Here is a 25,781-nt window from a genome sequence, read left to right as displayed (position 1 = left end):
GATTACACACTCCAGAGAATTTGCACCGACCACGCGGTGCAGCCGATCAACCACAGCATCGTGGCGATTTGCAAGGTAAGGCGGATGCCGACGGGTTTCACGTAGTCCATCCAGATGTCGCGCATGCCGACCCAGGCGTGGTAGCCCAGCGCCAGGAAGGTCACCAGGCTGAACAATTTAAACCACTGTTGGGCGAACAGGCCGGCCCAGCCTTCGTAGCTGAAGTTGTTGCCGGTGAGGAAAGCGATCAGCAGAATGGCGGTGTAGACGATCATCACCAGTGCCGTGATGCGCTGGGCCAGCCAGTCGCGCAGGCCGTAGTGGGCGCCGACGACCAGGCGTTTCGGTCCGATATTATTGTTAGCCATCAAAATACTCCAAACAGTTTCAAGCCGACCAGGGCGGTCAGCAGCAGGCTGACGGCAATCACGCTGGCGGCCGATTGGCGGGCCGAATCCTTGTCCAGGCCCATATGCAGGTCCATGAACAGGTGGCGCACGCCGGCGCAGAAATGTTGCATATAACCCCAGACCAGGGCCAGCGTCAGCAGGCGCACGAACCAGTGCGAGGCGATGCCCTGGAAGTAGGCAAACGAGATTTCCGAACGCAGGCTCAGTTGCAGCATGTACAGCACGGCCGGCAACAGCAGGAACATCAGCAAACCGCTGATGCGGTGCAGGAAGGAGACGATACCGGCCAGCGGCAGACGGTAGTTGGCCAACTGCGTAACATGAATATTACTGAATTTCGGCCGTTCTTTTTTTGGTGCTTCTCTTACGGCTTCGGACATAACAAGACCCCCCTTGAACTAAAATAAATCATTGAAGCTGCGATTTTCGCCGATTTCGCAACTCCGACCAATATCTATTGTTACATATAACCAAAATAGTGCACTGCAACACACTCCGGGCGCCACTTGGGGTAGTCAGCGTCTTGTTGGCGCCACAACGGCGAGCGCCGCCGCGCCGCGCGGCCTAGCTGAACGCGCGGTTTAATTCAGTTCGTTCTGGTAATGGTGGTGCGCCGTCAGGTACAGGCCGCGGCGCAGCTCGACCGGCTTGTCGCCGTAGGTGAACGAGACGCGTTCCGAGCACAGCAGCGGCGCGCCGGCCGCCACGTTCAGCAGCTGCGCGGCGCCGGCGTCGGCGCAGACGGCGCGGATCTGCTCGGAGGCGCGTATCATGCGGGTGCCGAACTCGGTTTCGAACAGGCCGTACATCGGCCCCTTGTATTCGACCAGGCGCTCGGCGGTCAAGCCCTTGAAGATCAGGCCGGGCAGCCACAGCTCCTCGACGATGGTCGGCACCGAGTCGAACGACTGCACGCGCTTGACGAAGATGACGGCGTCGCCCGATTTGAGTTCCAGCAGGCGCGCCACGTCGGCCGGCGCGCGCACCCGCTTGACCTCGATGAATTTGCTTTCGGGATAATGCGGCACGCCCTCGTCGGGCACCAGGCGCAGGAAGCGGAAATGCGCGCGCGCCTCGTGGTGGGTCGACACGAAGGTGCCCTTGCCCTGGCGGCGCATGACCAGGTTCTCGGCGGCGAGCTCGTCGATCGCCTTGCGCACGGTGCCCTGGCTGACCTTGAAGCGGCCGGCCAGTTCGACCTCGCTGGGGATCAGTTCGCCGGGCTTCCACTCGCCCGACTGCAGGCTTTGCGTGATCAGCGCCTTGATTTGCTGGTACAGCGGGCTGAAGGTCGGCGACCCCGCCGCCGGCGTTCCGGACGCGGCGGGCGTCGGACCGGCTGCCCCGCTGGCGGCGGGAGCATTCATGGTCGGATTGGGCGGGGCTGGGTTCATAGGGCGAGATTTCAACACAAAAGCCCCCCGGAGTCCAGTGAAACCTGCTGTGAGTTATATGTCTTATATAAGACATAAGATATGAATTGACAGATCGCTCCGGCCCGCCTAAACTCGCCGTCACGCCACGCCGCGGCGGGATGTGCCGGTTTTTCCCCGGCCCGCGCGCGGCCCCGGCGGCGGCGATTCGCGCCAATTCGGCGCGCCGCCCCGGTTTTGGTATCATTACAGCTTTTCCGAATAAGCGTAGGCCCAGCTTCGAGCTCGTTTTTTTCCCACTTTGGAGATTCATCATGGCTAAAACCCCAATGCGTGTTGCAGTTACCGGCGCCGCCGGTCAGATCGGTTACTCGCTGCTGTTCCGCATCGCCAACGGCGACATGCTCGGCAAAGACCAACCGGTCATCCTGCAATTGCTTGAAATCCCGGACGAGAAGGCCCAGAAGGCCCTCAAGGGCGTCATGATGGAAATCGACGACTGCGCCTTCCCGCTGCTGGCCGGCATGACCGCGCACGCCGATCCGATGACCGCCTTCAAGGACATCGACGTCGCCCTGCTGGTCGGCGCCCGTCCGCGCGGCCCGGGCATGGAACGCAAGGACCTGCTGGAAGCGAATGCGCAAATCTTCACGGTGCAGGGCAAGGCGCTCGACGCCGTCGCCTCGCGCAACGTCAAGGTACTGGTGGTGGGCAATCCGGCCAACACCAACGCCTACATCGCCATGAAATCGGCGCCGTCGCTGCCGTCGAAGAACTTCACCGCCATGCTGCGCCTGGACCACAACCGCGCGCTGTCGCAGATCGCCGCCAAAACCGGCAAGCCGGTCACGTCGATCGAGAAACTGTTCGTCTGGGGCAACCACTCGCCGACCATGTACGCCGACTACCGCTACGCTGAAATCGACGGCAACTCGGTCAAGGACATGATCAACGACCACGAATGGAACGCCAACACCTTCCTGCCAACGGTCGGCAAGCGCGGCGCCGCGATCATCGAAGCGCGCGGCTTGTCGTCGGCGGCCTCGGCGGCCAACGCGGCCATCGACCACGTGCACGACTGGGTCATCGGCACCAACGGCAAGTGGACCACGATGGGTATCCCGTCGGACGGTTCGTACGGCATTCCCGAAGGCGTCATGTTCGGCTTCCCGGTCACCACCGAGAACGGCGAATACAAGATCGTCCAGGGCCTGAGCGTCGACGCCTTCTCGCAAGAGCGCATCAACGTCACGCTGAACGAGCTGCTGGAAGAGCAAGCCGGCGTCAAACACCTGCTGGGCTGATAGCCTAGCCGCGTCGCGCCGCCAACGGTGGCGCGACGTTCCCATCCACCGCCCCCCCACCTTCAGAATGCGTTAAGCATGCACCCTTCCGAGGTTTTATTCCAAGGCAAACGCCAGCCGCTGCTGCTCGCCGCTTGCGACCACTACGCCGGCTCCGACAAGCTGATGCGTAAATCGATTGCTTTGCAACAAGAGCTTGGCCCCCTGTTCGACATCACCTTCGACTGCGAAGACGGCGCCAGCGCCGGCGCCGAGGAAGCCCACGCGCGCCTGGTCGCGGCCCTGCTGCAGGACGAGGGCAACCGCTTCAACCGCATCGGCGTGCGCGTGCACGACGTCAACAGCGCGTTTTTCGCCCAGGACGTCGAGATCGTCTGCGCGGCCGCGCCGCGCCTGGCCTACCTGGCGCTGCCGAAGGCCAACGGCGTGCAAGAGGTGGCGCGGGCCATCAGCTTCATCAACCTGCACGCGCGCAACGCCGGCCGCGCCGACCTGCCGATCCACGTCATCATCGAAACCCATGGCGCGCTGCGCGAGGTCTACGACATCGCCGCGCTGCCGCAGGTCGAGTGCCTGTCGTTCGGCATCATGGATTTCGTCTCGGCGCACTACGGCGCCATCGCCGCCAACGCCATGCGCACGCCGGGCCAGTTCCAGCACCCGCTGGTGGTGCGCGCCAAGCTGGAAATCGCCGCCGCCTGCCACGCCCACGGCAAGGTGCCGTCGCACAACGTCACCACCGACGTGCGCGACTCGGCCGTGGTGGCCAACGACGCCCAGCGCGCGGCCGCCGAATTCGGCTTCACGCGCATGTGGAGCATCCACCCCGACCAGATCAAACCGATCATCAAAGCCTTCACGCCGCGCCTGTCCGAGGTGAATGAAGCGAACAACATCCTGCACGAGGCCGAGAAGGCCCAATGGGGGCCGATCGCCCAAAATGGCCGCTTGCACGACCGCGCCAGCTACCGATATTATTGGACGGTTTTGCAGCGCGCCAAACTGGCCGGCCTGCCGCTTCCCGAAGCGGCCGCCGCGCTGCTCAACGCAAGCCCCGACGAACACTGACCTGGAACCAACAACGATGTCCATTTTTAAGCTAGCCATTTCCTGCGGCGTCGCCCTGGGCGCACTGACCCTGTCGCTGGCGCCGGCCGCCTTCGCCGCCGACGCCGAGGCCAAACCGGCCAAGGCCGTCAAGGCCAAGGCGAAAGCCAAAAGCGCCGCCAAGCTGGCCGAGTCGAAGCCGGCCGCCGCGGTCGACGAGGAAGCCGACGAGCCGGAAACCGGCGGTTCGACCACCACCGAGTTCCACTGCGAACTGGGCAACAAGATCACCATCTACAGCAACGAAGCCGACGAAAAACACATCGCGCTGCGCTGGAAAAAACGCCTGCACCGCCTGACCCAGGTCGGCACCACCACCGGCGCCCGGCGCTTTGAAAACCGCCTGTACGGCCTGGTCTGGATCGGCATCCCGGCCAAGGGCATGCTGCTCGACTCCAAGCAGAACCGCCAACTGGCCAACGAGTGCAAGGACGCCGAGCAGATCAAGCCGGCGGTACCGGTGGCGGCCGAGGCGGCCACCCCGGCGGCCTGAGGCGGGTCCACGCAAGGAGTGCAAGCGCGCCCGCCCCGGCGCGCCGCAATAATGGTCTAACTTGAATAGCAATAATAGCCGATAGCCAACAAGGAGAAGTCATGTCCCGCAACACTCTGAACACGCTCAAGGATTTCAAGATTTCGGACGGCAAGAAGGGACTGCTCTACTCCCTTCCCGCGCTGGCAAAAAGCCTGGGCGTCGACCTCTCCCGCCTGCCGGTGTCGATTCGTATCGTGCTCGAATCGGTGCTGCGCAACTGCGACGGCAAAAAAGTCACCGAGGAACACGTCAAGCAATTGGCGAACTGGGCCCCGGCAGCCGACCGCACCGATGAGATTCCGTTCGTCGTGGCGCGCGTCGTGCTGCAAGACTTCACCGGCGTGCCGCTGCTGGCCGACCTGGCCGCGATGCGCAACGTCGCCAAGAAAATGGGCTTGAACCCGAAAAACATCGAGCCGCTGGTGCCGGTCGACCTGGTGGTCGACCATTCGGTCACCATCGACCACTACCGCGAGAAAAAAGCGCTGGACCTGAACATGCAGCTGGAATTCTCGCGCAACAACGAGCGCTACCAGTTCATGAAATGGGGCATGCAGGCCTTCGACACCTTCGGCGTCGTGCCACCGGGCTTCGGCATCGTCCACCAGGTCAACCTGGAGTACCTGGCGCGCGGCGTCCACAAGGTGAAGAACAAAAAAGACGACATTTACTACCCCGACACGCTGGTCGGCACCGACTCGCACACCACCATGATCAACGGCATCGGCGTGGTTGGCTGGGGGGTCGGCGGCATCGAAGCGGAAGCGGGCATGCTGGGCCAGCCGGTCTATTTCCTGACCCCGGACGTGATCGGCGTCAACCTGAGCGGCGCGCTGCGCGAAGGCTGCACCGCGACCGACCTGGTGCTGACCATCACCGAACTGCTGCGCAAGGAGAAAGTCGTCGGCAAGTTCGTCGAGTTCTTCGGCGAAGGCACGCAATCGCTGACCTTGACCGACCGCGCCACCATCGCCAACATGGCCCCGGAATACGGCGCCACCATGGGCTTCTTCCCGGTCGACGAAGCAACCATCGAGTACTTCCAGGGCACCGGCCGCAGCAAAGCCGAAATCGCCGCCTTCGAGTCGTATTTCAAGGCGCAGAACCTGTTCGGCATTCCACAAGCCGGCGACATCGACTACACCCGCGTGGTGGCGCTCGACCTGGCGTCGGTGGCGCCGTCGCTGGCCGGCCCGAAGCGTCCGCAAGACCGCATTGAAATCGGCAACGTCAAGGCCAACTTCACCGAGTTGTTCGCCAAGCCGACCTCGGAAAACGGCTTCAACAAGAACCCGGCCGACCTGGGCGCCGTGTATGAAACGACGAACGGCGTCAAGGTGTCGAACGGCGACGTGCTGATCGCCGCGATCACCTCGTGCACCAACACCTCGAACCCGAGCGTGATGCTGGCCGCCGGCCTGCTGGCCAAAAAGGCCGTCGAAGCGGGCCTGAAGGTGGCGCCGCACATCAAGACCTCGCTGGCGCCGGGTTCGCGCGTCGTCACCGAGTACCTGAGCGCCGCCGGCCTGCTGCCCTACATGGAAAAGCTGGGCTTCGGCCTGACCGCCTACGGCTGCACCACCTGCATCGGCAACGCCGGCGACCTGACCCCGGAAATGAACGCGGCCATCGCCGCCAACGACATCGTCGCCTCGGCCGTGCTGTCGGGCAACCGCAACTTCGAAGCGCGCATCCACCCGAACATCCGCTCGAACTTCCTGGCCTCGCCGCCGCTGGTGGTGGCCTACGCCATCGCCGGCAACATGACGCGCGACCTGATGACCGAGCCGGTCGGCAAGGGCAAGGGCGGCAAGGACGTCTACCTGGGCGATATCTGGCCGAGCTCGGCCGAAGTGTCGGCGCTGATGAAGTTCGCGATGAACGGCAAAGTGTTCAAAGAGAACTACGCCGACGTCAAGGGCGCGCCGGGCAAGCTGTGGGAGAAGGTCACCACCGTGTCGGGCCAGGTCTACGACTGGCCGAAGTCGACCTATATCGCCGAGCCGCCGTTCTTCGACGACTTCACGATGACGCCGAAAGCGGTCGCCACCGGCATCCAGGGCGCGCGCGCGCTGGGCGTGTTCGGCGACTCGATCACCACCGACCACATTTCGCCGGCCGGCTCGATCCAGGAAAGCGGCCCGGCCGGCAAATGGCTGCTGGCCAACGGCGTCATGAAAGCCGACTTCAATTCCTACGGTTCGCGCCGCGGCAACCATGAAATCATGATGCGCGGCACCTTCGCCAACGTCCGCATCAAGAACAAGATGATCCCCGCCAAGGCCGACGGTTCCGCCGTCGAAGGCGGCATCACCGTGCACCAGCCGTCCGGCGAGGAAATGTCGATCTACGACGCGGCCATGCGCTACGTTGCCGACGGCACGCCGACGATGGTGTTCGGCGGCGAGGAGTACGGCACCGGCTCGTCGCGCGACTGGGCCGCGAAAGGCACCCAGTTGCTCGGCGTGAAGGCCGTGATTACCCGTTCGTTCGAGCGCATCCATCGCTCCAACCTGGTCGGCATGGGCGTGCTGCCGCTGCAATTCATCGGCGACGACAGCGTACAGAGCCTGGGCATTACCGGCCGGGAAACCTACGACCTGAAGGGCATGGAAGGCGAGATCAAGCCGCAGCAACTGGTAACGCTGGTGATCCACCGCGCCGACGGCAGCAGCCAGGACGTGACGGTGCTGTTGCGCATCGACACGCCGATTGAGGTCGACTACTACAAACACGGCGGCATCCTGCCGTTCGTGCTGCGCCAACTGCTGGCCGCGTAAACCGCGGCCGCCGTCGCAGCACCCAAAACGCCGGCCTCGTCCGGCGTTTTTTTTGCCCAAACCACCTCGCAAACCTTGAAATCGGCGCAATCGACCTTGATCTACCACCGGCAGTCGCATCGACAGCGGCCGAATCCACTACAATAGGAAGCATAAGGGTTTATCATTATCTAATTGGTACTAATCCATTTTTTCCACTCTCCAGAGACTCTTATCCCGCTATGCGTCGTCCATCCAAAGATTCATCCCATAAATTGACTGCCGACAGCCAGCGTCTGGTTACCTTTGCCCAGGCAATCGTCCAGGCCGCCAGCCGTCTCGAAGAGCGGTCATGGGAACACAGCCTGGATACGCAGCTCCAGAAACTACTCAAATCCGGCCACCAGGACACCATCGACACCACCCTGGCCAGCCTGTTCAAGGAAGACTTGAACGCCTATGACGTGCTGATGGACTGCGTTGAAGCCGTCAGCGAAACAACCGTGGTGACGCTGGAGGAAAAAGGCGAGACCAAGCGCTACGACGCCCTGCTGGTGGCCGTGCCGATCCTGGCCTGGACCCGCTTCACAATCGCCTCGGGCGCGATTCCGACCGACCTGTTGGAAACGCTGTCGACCCATTTCGAGGCGCATCTGCTGGCCGACGGCACCTGCATGGCGATGGCGCCGACGCTGTTCTCGATCGACCAGCTGCCGCGCAGCCACGCCGAGACCTACGCCAAGATGCTCAAGCTGGCCCAGGCCGCGTTGAAGGGCACGACGCTGAAGCCGGCCGTGAAGCCGCCGGAAACCGCGCCCTTCCTGGCCGACACCCGCTACCTGCTGGTGGCGGTGGTGGCGCCGGTGGGCGCGCCGCTGTTCCGCTGGCAGGCCCCGGCCAGCCAGGCCGACTTCATCAGCGAACGCACCGCCGCGCTGGACCAATGGCGCGTCCAGGCGACGCCGTCGATCGCCCGCCTGCTACCGGGCTGCGGCATTGAACTGCTGCTGCCGGAAGCCTATTACGTCGCCTGCCGCGAAGCCGACAAGCTGATCCGCCCGGTCTCGATCCGCGCCGCCGTGCACTACCTGACGCACACGCTGGCGGTGGAGCCGTCCGAGCTGCGCGCCGTCATCGCCGGCTTCGGCGAAGAGGCGGCCGACGGCCAGGTCGACGAATACCGCGTCGCGTTCACGCTGCGGCAAACGCCGGAAGTGGTGTACGGCATCGTCTGGCCGCTGTACGGCCAGGAAGACGAGGACGGCACCCCGATCGAAGGCTTGCTGCAAGCCGGCATCGGCGGCCTGGACAAGCAGGTCACGCCGATCGACGAGATCCTGGCGCACCTGAAGGAAGCAGGCGTCACGCAGATCAAGCGCCACAACGAGCGCTACGTCGGCGAATACTGCGACGATTGCGGCGCGCCGCTGTTCGCCGACCCGGCGGGCGAGCTGGTGCACGCGGAGATGCCCGAAGACACGCCGCAAGGCAACGAGCACTTCCACTAATTGTGGTTTGAAGGCGGGGACGGCAACGCGCCCTCCCCGCCGGCTTTGACGCTTGTCTATAGCAGCAACACCGGCGCGGCTTGGCCTGGTGCCGACAATAATATCGACAGAGCAAGAGTAAGGCTCAGCAGACGCGATGCCGAATACGTTGCCCATCAATCTGTAGGATCTGCTACGCCAACGTACCGTCGAGGCCGAGCGCATCGAGTACAAGGCCGGCTGGAATCCCGCTCCGATCTTGCGCTCAGTCTGCGCTTTTGCCAATGATTTCGAGAACTTAGGCGGCAGCTACATCGTGATCGGACAAGACTGCGACGCCCGTGACCAACCGATCTTTCCGCCGGTCGAACTGTCCGACAACCATCTAAATAAAACCCAGCAAGAATTGCTCGCTTGCTGCAACCTGAATCCACCACCCTACTTTCCTATTCTGAGCATCGAGCGGGAGCGCAACCTCCTGCTGCTATGGGAATCTGGCGTTGAGCACCATCACGCGGACCAGGGCCTCGACGTCAAGGCTGTGCCGGGTGCGCCGGAAGATCTGGCGAGAATGGTCGAAGCCGAGCGAGTCCCGCAGTTCGGTCAGCGCCCAGACGTCGCCATAATCGCGGGCCGATTCGAACGCGATCGCCGGGCTGGGCGGCGCTTCCGGTAGCTTCTTCCCCGTCACCCGCGGCATCCCGGAAATGACCGACTCCAACGCTGAGTTGAACTGGTCAAGCCGGCCGAGCGTGGCGACGGTGTGCTGCTTAGGGGCGGCCTTCATCGTCGCGAAACGCTTCGACAAACTGGACGTAGCCGCGCGAACCGGATTTGGTGACTTTGATAAACATGCCGTTACTCTAAAACTGAATTTTTAGAATATCAACAAATATCGATTTTTTGAAAAACGTGCCATTACATAAATTTTCCAGAGGCGCCCGCACAACCCTTATAAACACTCGCGTCCAAGGTGAAAAACGCAGGAGAAATCAATTTTAACTGTCGAACTCGGGAGTGCCGGAATCGCTAATCACTTCAAATATTTGTTTATTTCCGCCGAGAAAATTCATGCAATAAAATCATGACCTCTCCTAACACCAGCATAGAAATTATTTCCCCGTACTCATAATCCCGAATGGAAGAGATATAAGCAATATTAGAAAAATTGATCAAAAATAGAAACACGATCATAACAACCACAAAAATCGCGCAATACTTTATATCACTTCTAGAAATTTTCTTATTAAATTCCATGCTAACCTTCACTAAAAAACAATGCACCGAAATTCTATTTATAATACCGCAGAATCTTAAAAACAGAAGTGCGTTTTGGCAATAGTTTGAGCGCCGTCAGCAGATTGATGTCCCGCTTGATGCGCGAACATAAATACCGCCAGCCTAAGCAATAATATTAATTTACATCAATTATTTTTAATTATTGGAAATTTTTCAATCGGATTCCTTCATGAAATTTCACAACAACATCTCCACAAGTTAAATCGATGCGACCGGATTTTTGTTTTTTTCAATATGTGTCTGCATCGCAAAACTCATCATGATCGGCATCGTCCAAGAGTAACTACACCTTGGGACAGAAAATGGCATCAATCCCCACTCTTCCGTAGCGCGGCTCAGTGTCCGTCAAGCCAAATGGTTGGAAAACAACCGCGCCGAAAACGCGATCCGCCCCTTCGTCATCGGCCGTAAGGCATGGCTGTTCAGCGACACGGTGGCTGGCGCGAACGCCAGCGCCGTCATCTACTCGCTGCTCGAGACGACCAAGGCGAACGGGGTCGAGTCTTATACGTAACTGCGGCGCGTGCTGCGCGACCTGCCTGTCGCGAAAACCGTGGCTCACGTCGAGGCACTGTTGCCGTGGAACGTGAAGGATTTGCATAGCCTGAATTTAACCAGCGATCTGCCATCCTGAATAGGCTGGGGTTCGTGGAGCGCTTACTTTAGTCTGGCGAGCGCGGCCCATGTGGGCAGCGACTGATGGCGGAGGCCGGCGGCCAAGCCGCCATGGAAGTGACCATGGAAGTGGCGGCCCTTTTGACGGCGATCTAGGGTGAAATGAGCCGGCAGGCCCTTCAAAGCACGTTAATGCTCAGAAATGCGGAACACTTCCGGAAACCCTATCTGTTGCCAACCATTGCAGCAGGGTAGCTGGAAATGACCGTACCGGCGCAAGCTACCAGCCGCCTGCAGCGCTATCGGATGACCGATAAAGGACGGAGCTGACTAGACTCAGCTCAGCAGCCAAATAAATAAATAGCGCTGCCATTACGGTTGTTTGGTCCGCCTGGAATGGAGCCGGCATGGAACGCACCGACCACATCCAGCTTGGCAACGCCTATCACGCCAACTTCAGTTCGCATTCGGTTGTCCGCCGCTTGGCGATTCATCGCGTCCAAGCCATGCCGCCGCGCCCGCCCCTGACTGCGTGCGCTGCCGAACGGATCGGATTGCGTATCCCCGGCACAATCGTCGTGTTCGCTACATACGCGAACCGATACGCGCCATACGCACCGCCAAATTTAATCGCCCGCTTTCGCCCCGGAGAGAAAGCGGACGCCTTCACCATTGATACAGAAGCATCGGAGAATCAACTTGAGCACATTGACAGCGTCATCCTTAGAAGAACTGGGTACCCAATTGCGCTTGCGCCGCGCCGAGGTACAGAGCCACATCCACACCCGCCTGCATGGTTCGGAGCAGTCCGAGGCGGCCGCGGCTGACGCCGAGGCCACCGACGGCGACGCCGGCAAGCTTGATCCTACCGACATGGCGCTGCTGGACCATGAATTGATGGCCCTGCGCGACATCGACGGCGCGCTGGAGCGTTTGGACGCCGGCCTTGCCGGTGTGTGCGCCGAATGCGCCGGCACGGTGCCGCTGGCGCGCCTGCTAGCCAACCCGACCGCGCAAACCTGCATTCCCTGCCAGGAAAAAATCGAACACAGCCAAAGCGCCGTGCCCAGCGCGATGAACTGAGCCAGAGCTTTACGCCATTCCCCCGCAACCAACAACAAGGAACACCATGTCACTGAACCACGTTATCGTCTGGCTCGACCAGGCCGAAGCCCACATCATCCATTTCAACCGCGACACGGCTGAATCGGAAACCATCAAAACCGCCTCGAACCAGCACCACAAGGCCGGTGTCGAAGTCAGCACCCAGGCCGCCGACCAGTCGCCGTACTTGAACGAGATCACCACCGCCATCGCGGAGGCGCCGGCCATTTTGATCGTCGGCCCCGGCATCGAAAAAATGCTGTTCATCAAGCACTTGAATAAAAACCACGCCGAGATCGCCGACAAGGTGGTCGGCGTGGAATCGGTCGACCATCCGAGCGACGCCCAACTGCTCGCCTACGCGCGCAAGTACTTCGTCAAAGAAAACCTGAGCTGATCCCGGCGGCGCGCGCCAGCCCGCAGCGGGCCGCCGCTTCGCCACCAACGGCCAGTCCGGCCATCGGCAAGCCCGCGTTCGCTACGCGGGCTTTTTTTGCGTTGCGCGCCACGCTACCACTGCGAATACGGATGCTTGATCAGGCTGGAGTTGAAGTAGCGCGCGTCGTCGGTGACCTCGGCGCCGATCCAGTCCGGCCTGGCGAAGGCCTGCTTCTCCGACTCCAGTTCAATCTCGGCCACCACCAGCCCGGCGTTGGCGCCGAGGAATTCGTCGACTTCCCAGACCATGCCGCCGAACGTGATGCGGCGGCGGTATTTTTCCACCAGCGGCCGCTCGCACAGGCCGTCGAGCAGCTGCTCGGCGTCGGCCAGCGGTATCGGATATTCCCACTCGCCGCGGCTGGCGCCGACGCTGATGCCCTTGATCGTCAGCATCGCGGCGCCGCCCTCGATGCGCACCCGCACCACGCGCTCGCGCTGCGACGACAGATAGCCCTGGCGCAACAGGACCGGCTGGCCCAGTGCGCGCCAGCCGTCGCCGCGCAACAGGAATTTACGTTCGATTTCGACACCCATATCAATCCAGCGACAACAAAATCGGCTGCAGGATCGCCGCGCCCAGGGTCGAGCTGCGCGCGCCGTTCCAGCCGACGTGCGCGTCGGGCAGGTCGGCGTTGTCCTTGAACGGCATCTCCAGCGTCAACGCCAGGCACTGGAAATGGTGGCCGATGTATTTCGACGCTAGCGTCAGCATGTCTTCCTTGTACTTGCTGGCGGCGTAGCCGTATTGGTCCTGGAAATCCGGGCTGGCCTGCTTGTAGCGCTCGATAAAGGCTTTCTGGAAGGCCGCCTGTTCGGGTGTGAAGTTGCTCAGCATCTCGTTGCCGGCCACGAAGTTGTACGGCAGCGCCTCGTCGCCGTGAATATCGAAGAACATGTCGCAACCGACTTCGTGTATCTTGTTTTTCACGCACAGCACTTCCGGGCTGCGCTCCGGCGTCGGCGTCATCCATTCGCGGTTCAGGTTGGCGCCGGCGGCGTTGGTGCGCAGGTTGCCGCGCACCGAGCCGTCCGGGTTCATGTTCGGAACGATGTAGAACACGGCCCGTTGCAGCAGCTTGCGGGCGATCGGGTTGGCGTCGTCCAGTAGCGAATCGATCAAGCCTTCGATGAACCACTCGGCCATCGTCTCGCCCGGATGCTGGCGGGCGATGAACCAGATCTTTTTCTGCGCCTGCGGGTTGCCGATGACGACCAGGTTCATGTCGCGCCCGTCGACGCTGCTGCCCAGGTCGTGTACGCGTGCCAGCGGGTTTTCCGCCACCTCGCCCAGCAGGCGCAGGTGGCGCTCCCACGAGTACGGCTCGAAATACGCGTAGTAGACGCTGTCGAGTTCGGGCGTGTGCAGCACCGTCATCACCTGGCCGTCGAAGGTGGTCGGTACGCGGAACCAGTTTTCGGTGTCGTAGCTGGCCACCACTTGGTAGTGCTCGTAGCCGCGCGCGTAAGTGGCCTGGCCGGCGTTCAGGAAGCGCATCGTGCAAGCTTGGTCGCGCGCGCCCTGCAGGCGGAAGTGGAACCACTGGCGGATGTCGGCGTGCGAATCCTGGCGCAGGTTCAGGTCTATCGCGTTCGCGCCGTCGGCGCGCACCACCTCGATGGCGCCCGAGTCGAAGTTCTGGCTGATTTTAATGGTCATGTGGCGATCCGTAAAAAAAGTAAGTGCCCCGATGGCACCATGGTAGGGCGCCGCCGTTGCTGCGATAAATCATCGTGCCGCTATTTTCCGCGCTTTATTGTCTTTTTCAAAGCGTTACGTCATGCGCCTGCGGCCCGCGCGGCCATTTCAGGGGCCGGCCCGGCCTGCCAGCGGGCATGTTATTATGAATATAATAATTTTGCTTATCTATCCTTTCTGCGCTCGTCGCGCCCTCCCCTCCTTATACTGGAAAAAGTTTCATGAATTTTGATACGATCCCGCTGGCACGAATGTGCGCCGCCATGGCCATCGCCTGCGCCTACCCCCAGGCCCACGCGGATTGGGCGCAATCAACCGAGGTCATCGCCGTCAGGCCCGCCCCGGTCAACCCGCCGGCTCCTTTCGCCAACAAGGCCCAAGTGCAGAACCCGCCGGCGTTCGCCTGGTCGCGGGCCTCTGGCGCGGCCAGCTATGAGCTAGAGTATTGGACGCCATCGACAGACCCGGTGCGCGTCAACGTCGTCCGCAACTGGTATTTGCCGCCGAACGCGCTGGAGATCGGCACCTACATGTGGCGCGTTCGCCCCGTCGGAACCAATCAATGGACGGACACGCGCACATTTAGTATCGATGCCAGTTCGCAGACATTCGAGGTGCCCGATAGCGATACCTTAAAGGATATTGCGAAAAATCGGACGATGCCGCGCATGCTGCCAGAGCAGTTCAGCATCCAGGCCGATTGGAGCGCGGCGATGGCCCAGGAGCGCGCCGCCGCCTTGACCACGGTGGCGGCTGACGTGAAATGGCGCATCACTGAAATGTTGTCGCTGGCCAAGGCCGAAGACGTCAATGGGTTTATGACTCCCGAGCCCGGCACCAGTGCCGAGACGCTAAGGAAGCTGAACACGGCCATGGGGCAGCGCATCCAGACCGCCGCGCATCAGTTGGAAGCGGCGGCGCTGCTGCATCATTTGAAGCCAACCGCCGCGGGCTTCCAGGTCGATTTCCTGGCAGAAGCGATCGAAAGAGGCAACCAATTGGCCGCCTTGGACAAAAACTTTACCGCCGTCACATACACCGCGCAGGACCAGCTCAGCAGGCAAATCGCATTGGCGCTCATCAAAGGCGTCGATTTACTGTACAACCACCTCGACGAGGCAACCCGCAAGCGCTGGCTGGCAAACGTGACCGACCGCACCAAGCAGATGCACGCGGCACTCACCGACCCTAAAAACGCACTGGACCAATATCCCTTCGGCTCGCACGCGACCACCAATATTGGCTATCTGGCGGCGATTGCCACGCTGAGTTTGACACATATCGATGAGGCCGATGCCTGGTTCGATTTCGCCACGCGTGGCTACATCAATTCAATTTCAGCGTGGAGCGGCCCGGAGGGCGGTTTTGCCAACGGCACCGCGTACGCACAATACACCGCCGAAATCTACCTGAACGTCTGGCCGGCGCTGAAACAAGCCACAGGCGTGGACTTGTTCAAGAAACCGTGGTCGGCGGGTTTCGTGAAGTACTTCGCCGAATTCATGCCACCCGGCTCCAGCAACAACATGTTCGGCGACGAGCACGAATTGAAGCACAATTTTGCGATGGTCAAATCCTTCGCCTCGCGCGTGGCCACGCCCGAAGCGGCCTGGTACGTGCGCAACAATCCCGCCACGCAAGACTCGCTGGCACTGCTGCAGGCGCCGTATCCGCTGCCGGTGAACACCATGCCAAACGCCGTTGCGCCGCCGAACGCCGCCTTGTTCCAGAGTATCGGCTGGGCCGCCATGCACAGCGACTTGAACAACACCGCGCGTACCTCGCTGTTCTTCAAGTCCAGCCCTTACGGTTCCTACAACCACAGCCACGGTGATCAAAACAGCATCGTGCTCAGGAGCGGCGGCAAACCCTTGCTGATCGAAGCCGGCTTTGAGGACGCCTATGAAAGCGCCATGGGCAAGGCGTGGTATCGCACCACCCGAGCCCACAATGGCGTCACGTTCGATGGCGGCAAAGGCCAAATAGTTGATGCCGCCGCATGGAAAAATATGGGGTACAACGGCGCGATCACCGGGTTCAAGCCCGGCGCCGATGTCGATTTTGCGCAAGGCGACGCGGTAGCCGCCTACGGCGCTGAATTGACGACCGCGCGGCGCCAGGTATGGTATCTGCGGGGCCAGGACGCCGTCGTGGTACGGGATCAGCTGGCGGGCGCAATGGCCCATTCTTTTGAATGGAACGTGCACGCGGCGGTCGATTTCGAGCCCGACGTCGGCTCGGGAGTTGTCATCAGGAATGGCGACAGCGTGGTATGCATCCGCCCCATCGTCGAAAACGCTACGTTTCAGCGCTTCGTAGTCGACCCGGCGTATACTCCGAAAACAGGGCCCGAATACCATGGCGCCTTTGTCAGCACGGCCAGGGGCACGTCGGCCGACTTCCTGATGCTGCTCGACGTCGGCTGCAAGCGTCCCGACGTGACGCTGGCGCCGGGTGGCGACGCCGGCCGCGTCCTCACGGTCGGCGGGTCCACCATCACGATTCCGAAATAAAGCACGCCGCGCCCCGGCACACGGGGCGCCCCCTCCTTCATGCCGTCGCCCTCCGAACGTCCACTATGCGAGCGCGGCAAGGCCCACTCCCGGCGCGAGCACATCATCGAGGTGGTTAAGAATTTGATCAAGCGGGGCGGCGCGCGCGAAGTGTCGATCTGCAAGGTGGCCGACGCCGCCGGCTTTTCAACCAGCGTGGTGTACGCGTTGTTCCGCGACAAGGCGGCCCTGATCACCCAGGCCATGGGCAGGGATTTGCTGGAGCTGGCGCGGCTGATGTGCCAGGCCTGCGCCGCCAGCGCCGAGCCGTGGCAGCGCATCAAGCTGGCCGGGCGCGCCTACGTGCAGTTCGGCATGCGCCACCCGGACGAGTACGCGCTGGTGTTCATGGAGCGGCGCCCGCACGCGCCGGTGGCGGCCGCGGCGGTCGAGCACGGCAACGCCGAGCAGGACCCGTACGCCTTCGCCCACAGCCTGTACGCCGAGCTGGCGCGGGCCGGCCTGGTGCGCGGCGGCGAGAGCGCGGTGCACGCGATGACGCAGATTTTTTGGCAGGCGCTGCACGGCATGGTATCGCTGCATATCGTCATGGGCGAAGACGACAACTGGATCCCGCACATGGAGCCGGACGGCTATCTGGAGGACCTACTGGAAGTGGTCGCCGCCGGCGTCCGGCTGCGCTTCGCCCCGAGGTAAACAGCCGCGGAAAACCTGGCGGCCAGGTTTTCCGCGAAGACCGACGCTTAAGTTGTCGCCGGCGCCTCTTTGTACATGGCGGCAAAGCGCAGGCCGAAGTACAGAATGAAGGTATAGCAGGCGGCCGGCACCAGGAAGGACATCTGCAAACCAACCTTATCGGCCAGGAATCCTTGCGCGAACGGCACGATGGCGCCGCCGACGATGGCCATGCACAAGATGCCCGAACCCTGGCCGGTGAATGCCCCCAGCTTGTTCAGCGCCATGCTGAAGATGGTCGGGAACATGATCGAGTTGAACAGGCCGACCGCGATCAACGACCACATCGCCACCCCGCCGTGAGCGAAGATGGCCGTGAAGATCAGCGCGATCACGCAGGCCGAGTTGACCGCCAGCGCCTTGCCCGGGCTCACATAGCGCATCACGGCGAAACCGATAAAGCGGCCCACCATCGCGCCACCCCAGTAGTAGCTGACGAAATGCGCGGCGTCGGCCGGGCTCAGGCCGGCGACCTTGCCTTCGCCGAGGAAGTTAATCAGGAAGCTGCCGATGCTGACCTCGCCACCGACGTAGAGGAAAATGGCGACGGCGCCCAACACCAGGTGGCGGTGTGCCCAGATCGAGCTGCCGGCATGCGCGACGTCGGCGGCATCGTCGGCGTGCGAAATCTTCGGCAGCTTGGCCAGTGCGAACAGCACGGCCAGCAGCGCCAGATACGGCCCCTGCACCGCGGCCGCCTCCGTGGCGCGGTAAGCAATTTTGTCGGCGGCCGGCAACAGGTCAAATTCGGCGGCGGTCAGGAGGCCGGCCGACAGGATCAGGATGCCGCCCAGGGTAGGCGCGACCGTGGTGCCGAGCGAGTTGAAGGCTTGCGTCAAGGTCAGGCGGCTCGACGCCGTTTGCGGATCGCCCAGTTCGGTGACGTAGGGATTGGCGGCGACCTGCAAGACCGTGATACCGGAGGCAAGCACGAAAAACGCCAGCAGGAACAGGGCGTAACCGTTGTTGGAGGCCGGATAGAACAGCGCGCAGCCGGCGGCGGCGATCAGCAAGCCGGCGACCACGCCGTTTTGGTAGCCGATTTTCTTGATGAGCATGCCAGCCGGCAGCGAGACGATGAAATACGCGCCGAAGAAACAAAACTGCACCAGCATCGCCTGTACATAGCTGAGCGTGTACACCGACTTCAGATGCGGAATCAGTACGTCGTTCAAAGACGTCAGCAAGCCCCACATGAAGAACAGAACCGTCACGATGATCAGCGGTACCGTGTTGTTGTGTGTGCCTGGCTGCGCGCGCGGCGAGCCCGTTCTTGGCGATACGTGTTCCATACTATTCCTTCGTGTGTGAATCGTAAATAGGGTGCTGGCTTGGGCGCCGGGGAAAGCGGCGAAAAGCGAAAATCAAAGGAGGACCCGCATGACAATCTGACCAAGACGGAGCTCTTTGGTTTGCAACGGCGTCCCGCGCGCGGCGAAGCGGCATAGTGCGCGCGGTCGATGATAGCGCTATCGCGCGCGCGCCGCCGGCATTATGCCCGAAACGCGGCCATTGCGCCTAGCGACGCTCGCCGCGTCCTGGCGAATAGCAGAAATAAGATTTTTGTATAGCTCGTCGAGTTTCGCTGATACTTTTGCGATGAAAAATATTTCTTCGACAGGCAGATAGGCTAAGTTATACGATATTCGAATGCTCGACATTATAAAATGAAAGTATACTTATAACTTGGAATAAGGGATACTGGCATTGCGTTGCAGCAATACCTCAAGTGCGACGCGCCCTTTCACTTAGGAGAACGCCATGTCCGCCACCACCATCACCTTCATCAACGTCCCTGCCTTCGCTCCCGCATCGGGCGCCTTCCTGGTCGACGCCGCCGCCGCCGTGCGCTCGTTCTTTGCCCGTGCCAAAGCCGCCTTGGCGCAATCCGCTGAATCCCGCGAACGCGCTTACGAGGAAGCTTATTTGTCCGAATCAGTCGACCGTTACGACCTGGAATTCCGCATGCGTGAACTGGCCCGCGCCAATCCGCAGCCATACTGGATGACCGGCCTGGGCCGCTAAGCCCACATCAGGCGGATTCGCCCGCGCGCCGCGCCCGCTCGACCGCATCGTCCAGGCGGTCGTTGCCCCAGTACATTTCGGCGCCGACGAAACATGTCGGCGCGCCGAAAATACCCAGCGACGTCGCCCGCACGGTGCGCTCCTTGAGCCTGAGCTTGTTGGCGTCGGCCTGGGCCGCGTCGATGATGGCCGCCGCGTCCAGCCCCAGTTGCAGCAGGACGGCGGCGACGCTGTCGGCGCCGTTGATGTCGAGGTCGGCCGAGAAATTGCGCAGCATCACGCGCCGGCAAAACTCGGCGATCCAAGGTTCTCCTTCGCCATACAAGGCCACGCGCACCGGCAACAGCGAATGGCGCGGAAATTCGGATGGTTGCCGCCAAGGCACACCATACTTGTCGCATTGCCGCGCCATGTCGCGCCACATATAGTTGCCCTTGGCTTTTTGTAGCACGAACGGCGAGTTGTCCCAACCCATCGCCTTGAAAATCGGCCCCAGCACGAACGGGCGCCAGAGCACGGTCACGCCCGCTTGCCGCGCCAGTTGCTCGATCCGCATCACGCTCAGATAGCTGTAGTTGCTGCCGAAGTCGAACCAGAATTCCAGTTCGGCCGGCGCGGCTTGCGGATTCGATTGCATATTCGTTTGCATCACCACTCCCTCAATAGTCAAACACCAGCAGACAACGGATCTCTATGCTTTCGCGCAACGGGGCGCCGGCCGGCGCGTGCGGATGCGCGAAAGCCGCGTGCGGGGTGAAGCAGGCGAAGCGCTCCGCCTGCGAATCGAACTGTTTGAATAGCAGCGTCTCGTCGGACGTCATGGCCGGAAAGTACCACCAGCGATGGTGTTCATTATGCAGCGTCTGGAAGATCTCGCCCCGGCGCGACGGGTAGAAAAGATCGCTCGCCACCAAGTCGGCCGGCGCCACGGTGCGCGCGTCGCACAGCGCCAGCGGCGCGTCCAGCACCGGATGGCGCAGCGTGCGCCACAGGTTAACGATGCTGTAGCGCCGCGGCGGCCGCTCCTCCCCGTCCAGCGCCAGCGCCAGCCGGCGCTGCGCCGACGCCGGCGTGAAGTCGCAATGGACCCGCCCCGCCGCCCCGGGCCGCGCACCGTCGCGCCGGCCGAACGCCTGCGGCGCGCCGGGCTGGCGTTGTCGCACCAGATGGTCGAACACGAAGGCGCGGCTGGCCCCGCTGGCGGCCAGGGCAAGCTCGGCTACCTCGGGATAATAGGTCCGCACCACTTCGTCGTTGTCGTAGAAGTCCTGCACCGCGCTGCGCGAGCGCAGCAGCGCGAAGCCGGCGCCGTCAAGCGACGGCTCGACCCCGCCGCCGCGGGCGTCGCCAACCTGCAGCGAATGCCGCTGGTATTCGCAGTTCTGCCACGCTGCACCGTCCGGCGGCGCGAACATGTAGTTATAAGGACGCGCCGCGGTCGGCCGCAAATACTCCAGTTGCGCCGTGACCACGCCCGGGCGCGTCTCGTTTGTCTTCGTATCCATGTTTTCTCCCTGATTCCATTTGGCTGCCAACAACGCCATTGAAACGCATTGCACGACCCCGCTCAAGCGATATCCACGCGCACTTCACATGCCTGCAGCGAATGCGTCAAGTCGGATAATTTTGACGCCCGCGGCGCTGGCGCCGCGCCACTTCGGCTACACTGGGGTCCCTGCCCATACCCCGAACCGCCATGTCCAATCGCCTTCTCGACCTGCCGCCGCTGGACCTGCTGCGCAGCTTCGTCGCCGTTGGCCGGCGCATGAGTATCACGCTGGCGGCGGCCGAACTGTGCCTGACCCAGTCGGCGGTGAGCCGGCGGATCCAGGCGCTGGAGGCCTTCCTCGGCCACCGCTTGTTCGTGCGCGGCCACCGCAGCATCGAGTTCACCAGCGAAGGCCGGCGCCTGTTCCGCAGCGCCGACGCCTGGCTGGAGCAGCTCGGCGACGTGGTCGCGGCGCTGCGCCCGTCCGGCGCGCAGCAACCCGTCACGGTCAGCGCCAGCGTCGGCGTCACCGCCCTGTGGCTGCTGCCCCGGCTGGGTGCCTTCCAGGCCGCCTGGCCCGAGGTCGACGTGCGCGTCGCCGCCGGCAACCGATTCGTCGACCTGGAACGTGAGAATATCGACCTGGCGCTGCGCTACTGCCGACAATCCGACGCCCCGCCGGACGCGGTGCGCCTGTTCGGCGAGGCGCTGGTGCCGGTGGCCCACCCGTCGCTGGGCGTGTCGGCGATTGAAGACCCGGCGCAGTTGAGCAGGCATGTGCTGCTTGAATTCGACGACGTCTCAATGCCTTGGCTGCAATGGCGCGACTGGTTGCGCGGCGCCGGCGCCGGCAGTGTGAAGCCGAAGGGTGTGCTGCGCTTTAACCAATACGACCAGGTGGTGCAAGCGGCCCTGGCCGGGCAAGGCGTGGCGCTGGGCCGGCTGGAACTGGTGCGCCCGCTATTGGCGGAGCACAAACTGGCACCGGCCAGCGCGCGCGCCAGCACGCTGGTCGACTACGGCTACTGGCTGATAGAGCGCAACAGCCCGGTCAGCGGCCACGCCGGCGTGGTACGCGACTGGCTCTTGGAACAAGCCGGCCATTCATTCGCCAGCGGCATGTGACGTGGCACCCAGCCGCGGCGAACGACAGGGTGCCGTGCAGCAGTCAAAACACCGCGCGCCCATTCTGGTATTGTTAATATCAATTGAAGAATGGTCACGACGATGAAAATACTCGCCCTATCCGGCAGCCTGCGGGCCGCCTCGCTGAACAGCGCGTTGCTGCGCGCGCTCGCCCGCATCGCGCCGGCCGACATTCACGTGCAGCTGTTTGCCGGCGTCGGCGCGCTGCCGCTGTTCAATCCCGACCTCGAGGCCAGCGACCCGGCCCCGGTGGCCGCGCTGCGCCAGGCCATTCTGGCGGCGGACGCCGTGGTCATCGCCAGCCCGGAATACGCCCATGGCGTAAGCGGCGTGATGAAGAACGCGCTCGACTGGATGGTCAGCAATGAATCCTTCATCAACAAGCCGCTGGCACTGTTCAACGCGTCGCCGCGCGCCACGCTGGCCCACGCCGCGCTGCGTGAAACGCTGCTGACCATGTCGGCCCGCGTAGTCGACGCGGCGTCGATCACGCTGCCGCTCATTGGCGCCGGCATCGGCGAGGACGGCATCGCCGAGCACCCCGAGATGCGCGCCGCGCTGCTGGCCGCACTGCGCCGCCTGCAGGCGGACGCCACTTCACAGCCTTAAACCAGCGCTAGGCGAAGGATTTTCGTCGTGCGGATTGAATGTCGTATTGTTATTCCGCTTGGCCGCGCTCGCGCAGCAGGTCGCTCAGGCTGCGCGCGGCCGGCTTCAGCGGCTGGCGGTGCTGGGTCCAACCCAGCTGGCGCGTCGGCGTCAGCGCGCGCAGCCGCGTTGCCGCCCAACGGAACAGGCGGTAGGTGGCGGGGTGGGCGAAGGCGCCGCTCCAGAAGCGCCAGATCAGCTTTTCGCTGCGGCTGAACTTGGCGCCCTGGCCGCGCAGCGGATGGGCCACCTGCTCGTCCGGGTTGCGGTTGGCCTCGGTGCGCAGGCGGATCAGCAGTTGCGGTATCGGGATGCGCACCGGGCACACTTCGCCGCAGGCGCCGCACAGGCTCGACGCGGTGGCCAGGTCGGCCGTCGCGTCCAGGCCCAGCAGATGCGGCGAGATGATCTTGCCGATCGGCCCGGGATAGGTGGTGCCGTAGGCGTGGCCGCCGATGCGGGTGTAGACCGGGCAGTGGTTCATGCAGGCGCCGCAGCGGATGCATTGCAACGTCGTGCGCAATTGCTCGTCGGCATAGGCCTGGCTGCGGCCGTTGTCCAGCAGGACCAGGTGCAGCTCGCGCGGGCCGTCCAGTTCGTCGCCGCGGCGCGGCCCGGAGATCAGGTTGAAGTAGGTGGTGATGGCCTGGCCGGTGGCCGAGCGGGTCAGCAGGCTGGCCAGCGGCACGATGTGCGCCAGCTTAGCGACCACTTTTTCCATGCCCATGATGGCGACGTGCACGTCCGGCACGGTGGTGGTCAGGCGGCCGTTGCCCTCGTTCTCGACCAGCCACAGCGTGCCGGTGTCGGCCGCCGCGAAGTTGACGCCGGACAGGCCGATGTCGGCCTCGGCGAAGGCCTGGCGCAGCGCCCGCCGGCCGGTCTGGATCAGCGCGTCGACGTCCTCCGTGTAGGGCGCGTCGGGGATGTGCTTCTCGAACAGCGCGGCGATGTCGCCGCGGGTCTTGTGGATCGCCGGCATGACGATGTGCGACGGCTTTTCGTCGGCCAGCTGGACGATGTACTCGCCCATGTCGGACTCGATGCAGCGCACGCCGCGCTCGGCCAGGTAATGGTTCAGCTCGATTTCCTCGCTGACCATCGACTTGCCCTTGACGATACGGCTGGCGCGGTGCGCCTCGGCGATGCCGTGTACGATGGCGTTGGCCTGGGCCGCGTCCTCGGCCCAGTGCACCCGCACGCCGGCGGCGCTGAGTTTATCCTCCAGTTGCACCAGCAGCTCGGGCAGGCGCGCCAGCGCGTGCCGGCGCACCGCCTCGCCCAGGTCGCGCAACTGCTCCAGTTCGTCGCCGTCGGGGAATTGCGCGCTGCGCTTGTTTTGCAGGAAGTCCATGGCGCCGCGGAAGCTTTGGCGCAGCTTGGGGTCGTCCAGCGCGGCGCGGGCGCGCGCGTGGAAGTCGGCCGGCGGCACGAAATGCAGGGTGTTGGCGCTCATGCCGCTGGTCCCGTCGCGGCGGCCGCCTGTGCGGCCGGCGCCACCACGATAATCACCCACATCCAGCGCGGGCCGTGCGCGCCGTAGGCCAGGGTTTGCTGGATGTCGGAGGTCTTCGACGGCCCCGACGCCAGCACCAGGTTGCTCGGCATGCCGTCGGCCCAGCGCTCGGCGCGGGCGGCGGCGTGCAGGTCGGCGTGCAGGGTGTCGGCGTGCACCAGCGCCACGTGCAGCGGCGGCACTAGCGAGGCGCTGCGCGGCGAGCCGCGGTCCGGCGCCAGCACCAAGGTGCCGGTGGCGGCGATGCCGGAGCGCGCCACCGTGAAGCCGGCGTCCACGCTGTCGAACAACTCGCCCTTCCAATGCTCCAGCGGACGGGCGAACGGCAGCGCCTCGACGCCCGCCGGCAGCGCCCGCGCCAGCGCCGCGCCCTCGGCGCTGGCCGGGTCCAGCAGCAGGCGCAGCACGCCGTGCGCGGCCAGTTTTTCGGCCAGTTGCGCCGGCCACGCCGCCGCCTCGGCGCACCAGACTTCGGCGTGCGAGGCGGTCAACGCGGCCTGCATCGCGCGCACCAGTTGCGCGTTCGAGGCGCGCGCGCGGCGGCCGTCGTAATGCTCGTCGATGCGCCCGTCGAGTTGTTCGACCGGCGCCGGCGCGCTCGGATTGGCGGCGCGCAGCCGTCCCAGCATGCGCTCGCGCGAGCCCATCGCGCTCATGCCGCCTCCCCGGCGGCGCCGCTGCGCCGCCACAGGAAACTGGCCAGGTGCTCGACCGGCAGCGGCGCGCCCTGGCGGGCGGCGGCGTGGCCGATGTTAAGCAGGCAGCCGCAATCGGCCGAGACCAGGCGTTCGGCGCCGGTGGCGCGGGCCGAGGCGATCTTGTCGGCTACCATCGCGCCGGAGATGTCGGGATGCTTGAGCGAGAAGGTGCCGCCGAAACCGCAGCACTCCGATTCGCGCTGGTGCTCGATGCGGCGCACGCCGGGCAGCGCGTCGAGCAGTTCGACGCCGTGCGCCCGCGTGCCCATTTCGCGCCGCGCCGCGCAGGAGGTGTGCAGCACCACGGCTTCCGGCGCCAGCGCGGCGGCGCCCGCGGCCTTGGCGAAGTCCACCTTCAGCACGCGCACCAGGAATTCGCTCAGCTCATAGACCCGCCCGGCCAATTCGCGCGCCTTCGGGCCGGCCACCGGGTCGTGCTCGAACAGCAGCGGCCAGTGGTGCCGCACCATGCCGGCGCAGGAGCCGGAAGGCACGACCACCGGCCAGGGTTGGGCGAACAGGTCGAGCTGGGCACTGGCGACGGCGCGCGCCTGCTCCGGGTTGCCGCTACTGTAGGCCGGCTGGCCGCAGCAGCTTTGGCCGCGCGGAAAATGCACGGCCACGCCTTCGCGTTCCAGCAAGCGGACCGCGTCCAGCCCGGCCTGCGGCAGGAACAGGTCGACCAGGCAGGTGGCGAACAGGTAGACCTGTTGCGGCGGCTCGGGGTAGTGGCGTTGTTGCCGTGGTTGCATAGCTCGCTCCTAGATGCGACCCGTCCGGTGTGCGGGTCGACGCGTTGTCACCAGCGTTTGTATGTCGCGCTGTGCTTTGAATGTAAGATGCGCCATCATTCCAGCTTCCGCGGCCAAGCTCAAATTGGT

24 protein-coding genes and 2 pseudogenes are annotated in these 25,781 nt (G+C 63.5%); 13 read left to right on the top strand and 13 right to left on the bottom strand.

The features are described 5' to 3' along the window. Positions 1–2: 2 nt before the first annotated feature. The 3 genes from sdhD to JANGC3_RS0100785 form a co-directional block, all read right to left on the bottom strand. Entirely contained in the window at positions 3–368 is a 366-nt protein-coding gene (gene sdhD, locus JANGC3_RS0100795) for a succinate dehydrogenase, hydrophobic membrane anchor protein (protein WP_017874572.1), read from the bottom strand. After that, positions 368–790: a succinate dehydrogenase, cytochrome b556 subunit gene (sdhC, locus tag JANGC3_RS0100790; RefSeq protein WP_026132374.1), complete on the bottom strand. Its 423-nt coding sequence runs from the start codon at positions 788–790 to the stop codon at positions 368–370. Before sdhC ends, sdhD begins: the two co-directional genes overlap by 1 nt. Positions 791–991: 201 nt before the next feature. Continuing rightward, a complete protein-coding gene (locus JANGC3_RS0100785; RefSeq protein ID WP_026132373.1) occupies positions 992–1,804 on the bottom strand; it encodes a GntR family transcriptional regulator in 813 nt (270 codons plus the stop codon). A gap of 293 nt (positions 1,805–2,097) precedes the next feature. On the opposite strand from JANGC3_RS0100785, the gene JANGC3_RS0100780 reads away from it, so the two are divergent. The 5 genes from JANGC3_RS0100780 (at position 2,098) to JANGC3_RS0100760 (ending at position 8,996) form a co-directional block, all read left to right on the top strand. Continuing rightward, positions 2,098–3,087: a malate dehydrogenase gene (locus JANGC3_RS0100780; RefSeq protein WP_026132372.1), complete on the top strand. Its 990-nt coding sequence runs from the start codon at positions 2,098–2,100 to the stop codon at positions 3,085–3,087. A gap of 78 nt (positions 3,088–3,165) precedes the next feature. Further along, positions 3,166–4,155, top strand: coding sequence for an HpcH/HpaI aldolase/citrate lyase family protein (locus JANGC3_RS0100775; protein ID WP_017874568.1), 990 nt, complete (start codon positions 3,166–3,168; stop codon positions 4,153–4,155). A 16-nt stretch (positions 4,156–4,171) separates the two neighbouring features. Continuing rightward, complete coding sequence (locus JANGC3_RS0100770; protein ID WP_017874567.1) at positions 4,172–4,687, top strand: hypothetical protein; 516 nt, start codon at positions 4,172–4,174, stop codon at positions 4,685–4,687. A gap of 101 nt (positions 4,688–4,788) precedes the next feature. Continuing rightward, on the top strand, positions 4,789–7,509 hold the full coding sequence (acnA, locus tag JANGC3_RS0100765; protein ID WP_017874566.1) for an aconitate hydratase AcnA: 2,721 nt from the start codon (positions 4,789–4,791) through the stop codon (positions 7,507–7,509). A gap of 221 nt (positions 7,510–7,730) precedes the next feature. Then, positions 7,731–8,996 carry a DUF2863 family protein gene (locus tag JANGC3_RS0100760; RefSeq protein WP_026132371.1) on the top strand — a complete coding sequence of 422 codons (1,266 nt, stop codon included), beginning with the start codon at positions 7,731–7,733 and terminating at the stop codon, positions 8,994–8,996. 478 nt (positions 8,997–9,474) lie between these two features. On the opposite strand, the pseudogene JANGC3_RS0100755 reads toward JANGC3_RS0100760, so the two are convergent. Continuing rightward, positions 9,475–9,829, bottom strand: a pseudogene (locus JANGC3_RS0100755) (IS1634 family transposase); the annotation flags it as partial. A gap of 803 nt (positions 9,830–10,632) precedes the next feature. Between JANGC3_RS0100755 and JANGC3_RS31100 the strand changes: the two are divergent. Further along, positions 10,633–10,908: pseudogene (locus JANGC3_RS31100) on the top strand (transposase domain-containing protein); the annotation flags it as partial. Positions 10,909–11,230: 322 nt separating this feature from the next. Here JANGC3_RS31100 and JANGC3_RS34020 read toward each other — a convergent pair. Continuing rightward, positions 11,231–11,356 (bottom strand): hypothetical protein, encoded by a 126-nt coding sequence (locus JANGC3_RS34020; RefSeq protein ID WP_269746219.1) that lies wholly within the window; start codon positions 11,354–11,356, stop codon positions 11,231–11,233. A 232-nt stretch (positions 11,357–11,588) separates the two neighbouring features. Here JANGC3_RS34020 and JANGC3_RS30500 point away from each other — a divergent pair, with 232 nt between their 5' ends. Further along, positions 11,589–11,972: a TraR/DksA family transcriptional regulator gene (locus tag JANGC3_RS30500; RefSeq protein WP_157406393.1), complete on the top strand. Its 384-nt coding sequence runs from the start codon at positions 11,589–11,591 to the stop codon at positions 11,970–11,972. 46 nt (positions 11,973–12,018) lie between these two features. Then, the gene (locus JANGC3_RS0100730; RefSeq protein ID WP_017874560.1) at positions 12,019–12,390 is read left to right on the top strand and encodes a hypothetical protein; all 372 of its coding nucleotides are present in this window, start codon (positions 12,019–12,021) and stop codon (positions 12,388–12,390) included. Positions 12,391–12,503: 113 nt separating this feature from the next. Here JANGC3_RS0100730 and JANGC3_RS0100725 read toward each other — a convergent pair whose 3' ends face one another. Then, on the bottom strand, positions 12,504–12,968 hold the full coding sequence (locus tag JANGC3_RS0100725; protein ID WP_017874559.1) for a CYTH domain-containing protein: 465 nt from the start codon (positions 12,966–12,968) through the stop codon (positions 12,504–12,506). Position 12,969: 1 nt separating this feature from the next. Continuing rightward, positions 12,970–14,091: a M14 family metallopeptidase gene (locus tag JANGC3_RS0100720; RefSeq protein ID WP_017874558.1), complete on the bottom strand. Its 1,122-nt coding sequence runs from the start codon at positions 14,089–14,091 to the stop codon at positions 12,970–12,972. A gap of 260 nt (positions 14,092–14,351) precedes the next feature. Here JANGC3_RS0100720 and JANGC3_RS0100715 point away from each other — a divergent pair, with 260 nt between their 5' ends. Together JANGC3_RS0100715 and JANGC3_RS0100710 are read left to right on the top strand one after the other, a co-directional pair. Then, entirely contained in the window at positions 14,352–16,643 is a 2,292-nt protein-coding gene (locus JANGC3_RS0100715) for a heparinase II/III domain-containing protein (RefSeq protein WP_081611720.1), read from the top strand. A gap of 39 nt (positions 16,644–16,682) precedes the next feature. Next, complete coding sequence (locus JANGC3_RS0100710) at positions 16,683–17,339, top strand: TetR/AcrR family transcriptional regulator (RefSeq protein WP_081611719.1); 657 nt, start codon at positions 16,683–16,685, stop codon at positions 17,337–17,339. A gap of 47 nt (positions 17,340–17,386) precedes the next feature. Here the strand turns inward: JANGC3_RS0100710 and JANGC3_RS0100705 are convergent, their stop codons facing one another. Next, positions 17,387–18,670: a sugar MFS transporter gene (locus tag JANGC3_RS0100705; RefSeq protein WP_017874555.1), complete on the bottom strand. Its 1,284-nt coding sequence runs from the start codon at positions 18,668–18,670 to the stop codon at positions 17,387–17,389. Between the two features lie 469 nt (positions 18,671–19,139). Between JANGC3_RS0100705 and JANGC3_RS27975 the strand changes: the two genes are divergently transcribed. Then, the gene (locus JANGC3_RS27975) at positions 19,140–19,403 is read left to right on the top strand and encodes a DUF3563 family protein (RefSeq protein ID WP_017874554.1); all 264 of its coding nucleotides are present in this window, start codon (positions 19,140–19,142) and stop codon (positions 19,401–19,403) included. Positions 19,404–19,410: 7 nt separating this feature from the next. Here the strand turns inward: JANGC3_RS27975 and JANGC3_RS0100695 are convergent, their stop codons facing one another. Then, positions 19,411–20,052 carry a 2-hydroxychromene-2-carboxylate isomerase gene (locus tag JANGC3_RS0100695; RefSeq protein ID WP_017874553.1) on the bottom strand — a complete coding sequence of 214 codons (642 nt, stop codon included), beginning with the start codon at positions 20,050–20,052 and terminating at the stop codon, positions 19,411–19,413. 10 nt (positions 20,053–20,062) lie between these two features. Further along, entirely contained in the window at positions 20,063–20,908 is an 846-nt protein-coding gene (locus JANGC3_RS0100690) for a CmcJ/NvfI family oxidoreductase (RefSeq protein WP_017874552.1), read from the bottom strand. Between the two features lie 191 nt (positions 20,909–21,099). Here JANGC3_RS0100690 and JANGC3_RS0100685 point away from each other — a divergent pair, with 191 nt between their 5' ends. Next, positions 21,100–22,017 (top strand): LysR substrate-binding domain-containing protein, encoded by a 918-nt coding sequence (locus JANGC3_RS0100685; protein WP_017874551.1) that lies wholly within the window; start codon positions 21,100–21,102, stop codon positions 22,015–22,017. Positions 22,018–22,119: 102 nt separating this feature from the next. Next, the gene (locus JANGC3_RS0100680) at positions 22,120–22,647 is read left to right on the top strand and encodes an NADPH-dependent FMN reductase (protein ID WP_035787987.1); all 528 of its coding nucleotides are present in this window, start codon (positions 22,120–22,122) and stop codon (positions 22,645–22,647) included. 49 nt (positions 22,648–22,696) lie between these two features. Here JANGC3_RS0100680 and JANGC3_RS0100675 read toward each other — a convergent pair whose 3' ends face one another. From JANGC3_RS0100675 to JANGC3_RS0100665, 3 genes are read right to left on the bottom strand one after another with little or no spacing between them, the layout of a single operon-like run. Further along, positions 22,697–24,142: a LutB/LldF family L-lactate oxidation iron-sulfur protein gene (locus JANGC3_RS0100675; protein ID WP_017874549.1), complete on the bottom strand. Its 1,446-nt coding sequence runs from the start codon at positions 24,140–24,142 to the stop codon at positions 22,697–22,699. Then, entirely contained in the window at positions 24,139–24,858 is a 720-nt protein-coding gene (locus JANGC3_RS0100670) for a LutC/YkgG family protein (RefSeq protein ID WP_017874548.1), read from the bottom strand. Before JANGC3_RS0100670 ends, JANGC3_RS0100675 begins: the two co-directional genes overlap by 4 nt. After that, entirely contained in the window at positions 24,855–25,652 is a 798-nt protein-coding gene (locus JANGC3_RS0100665) for a (Fe-S)-binding protein (protein WP_017874547.1), read from the bottom strand. Before JANGC3_RS0100665 ends, JANGC3_RS0100670 begins: the two co-directional genes overlap by 4 nt. Positions 25,653–25,781: the final 129 nt, after the last annotated feature.

It is taken from the genome of Janthinobacterium sp. CG3 (assembly GCF_000344615.1).
Taxonomy (GTDB): domain Bacteria; phylum Pseudomonadota; class Gammaproteobacteria; order Burkholderiales; family Burkholderiaceae_D; genus Janthinobacterium.
This window is presented reverse-complemented; position numbering and strand designations above follow the sequence as displayed.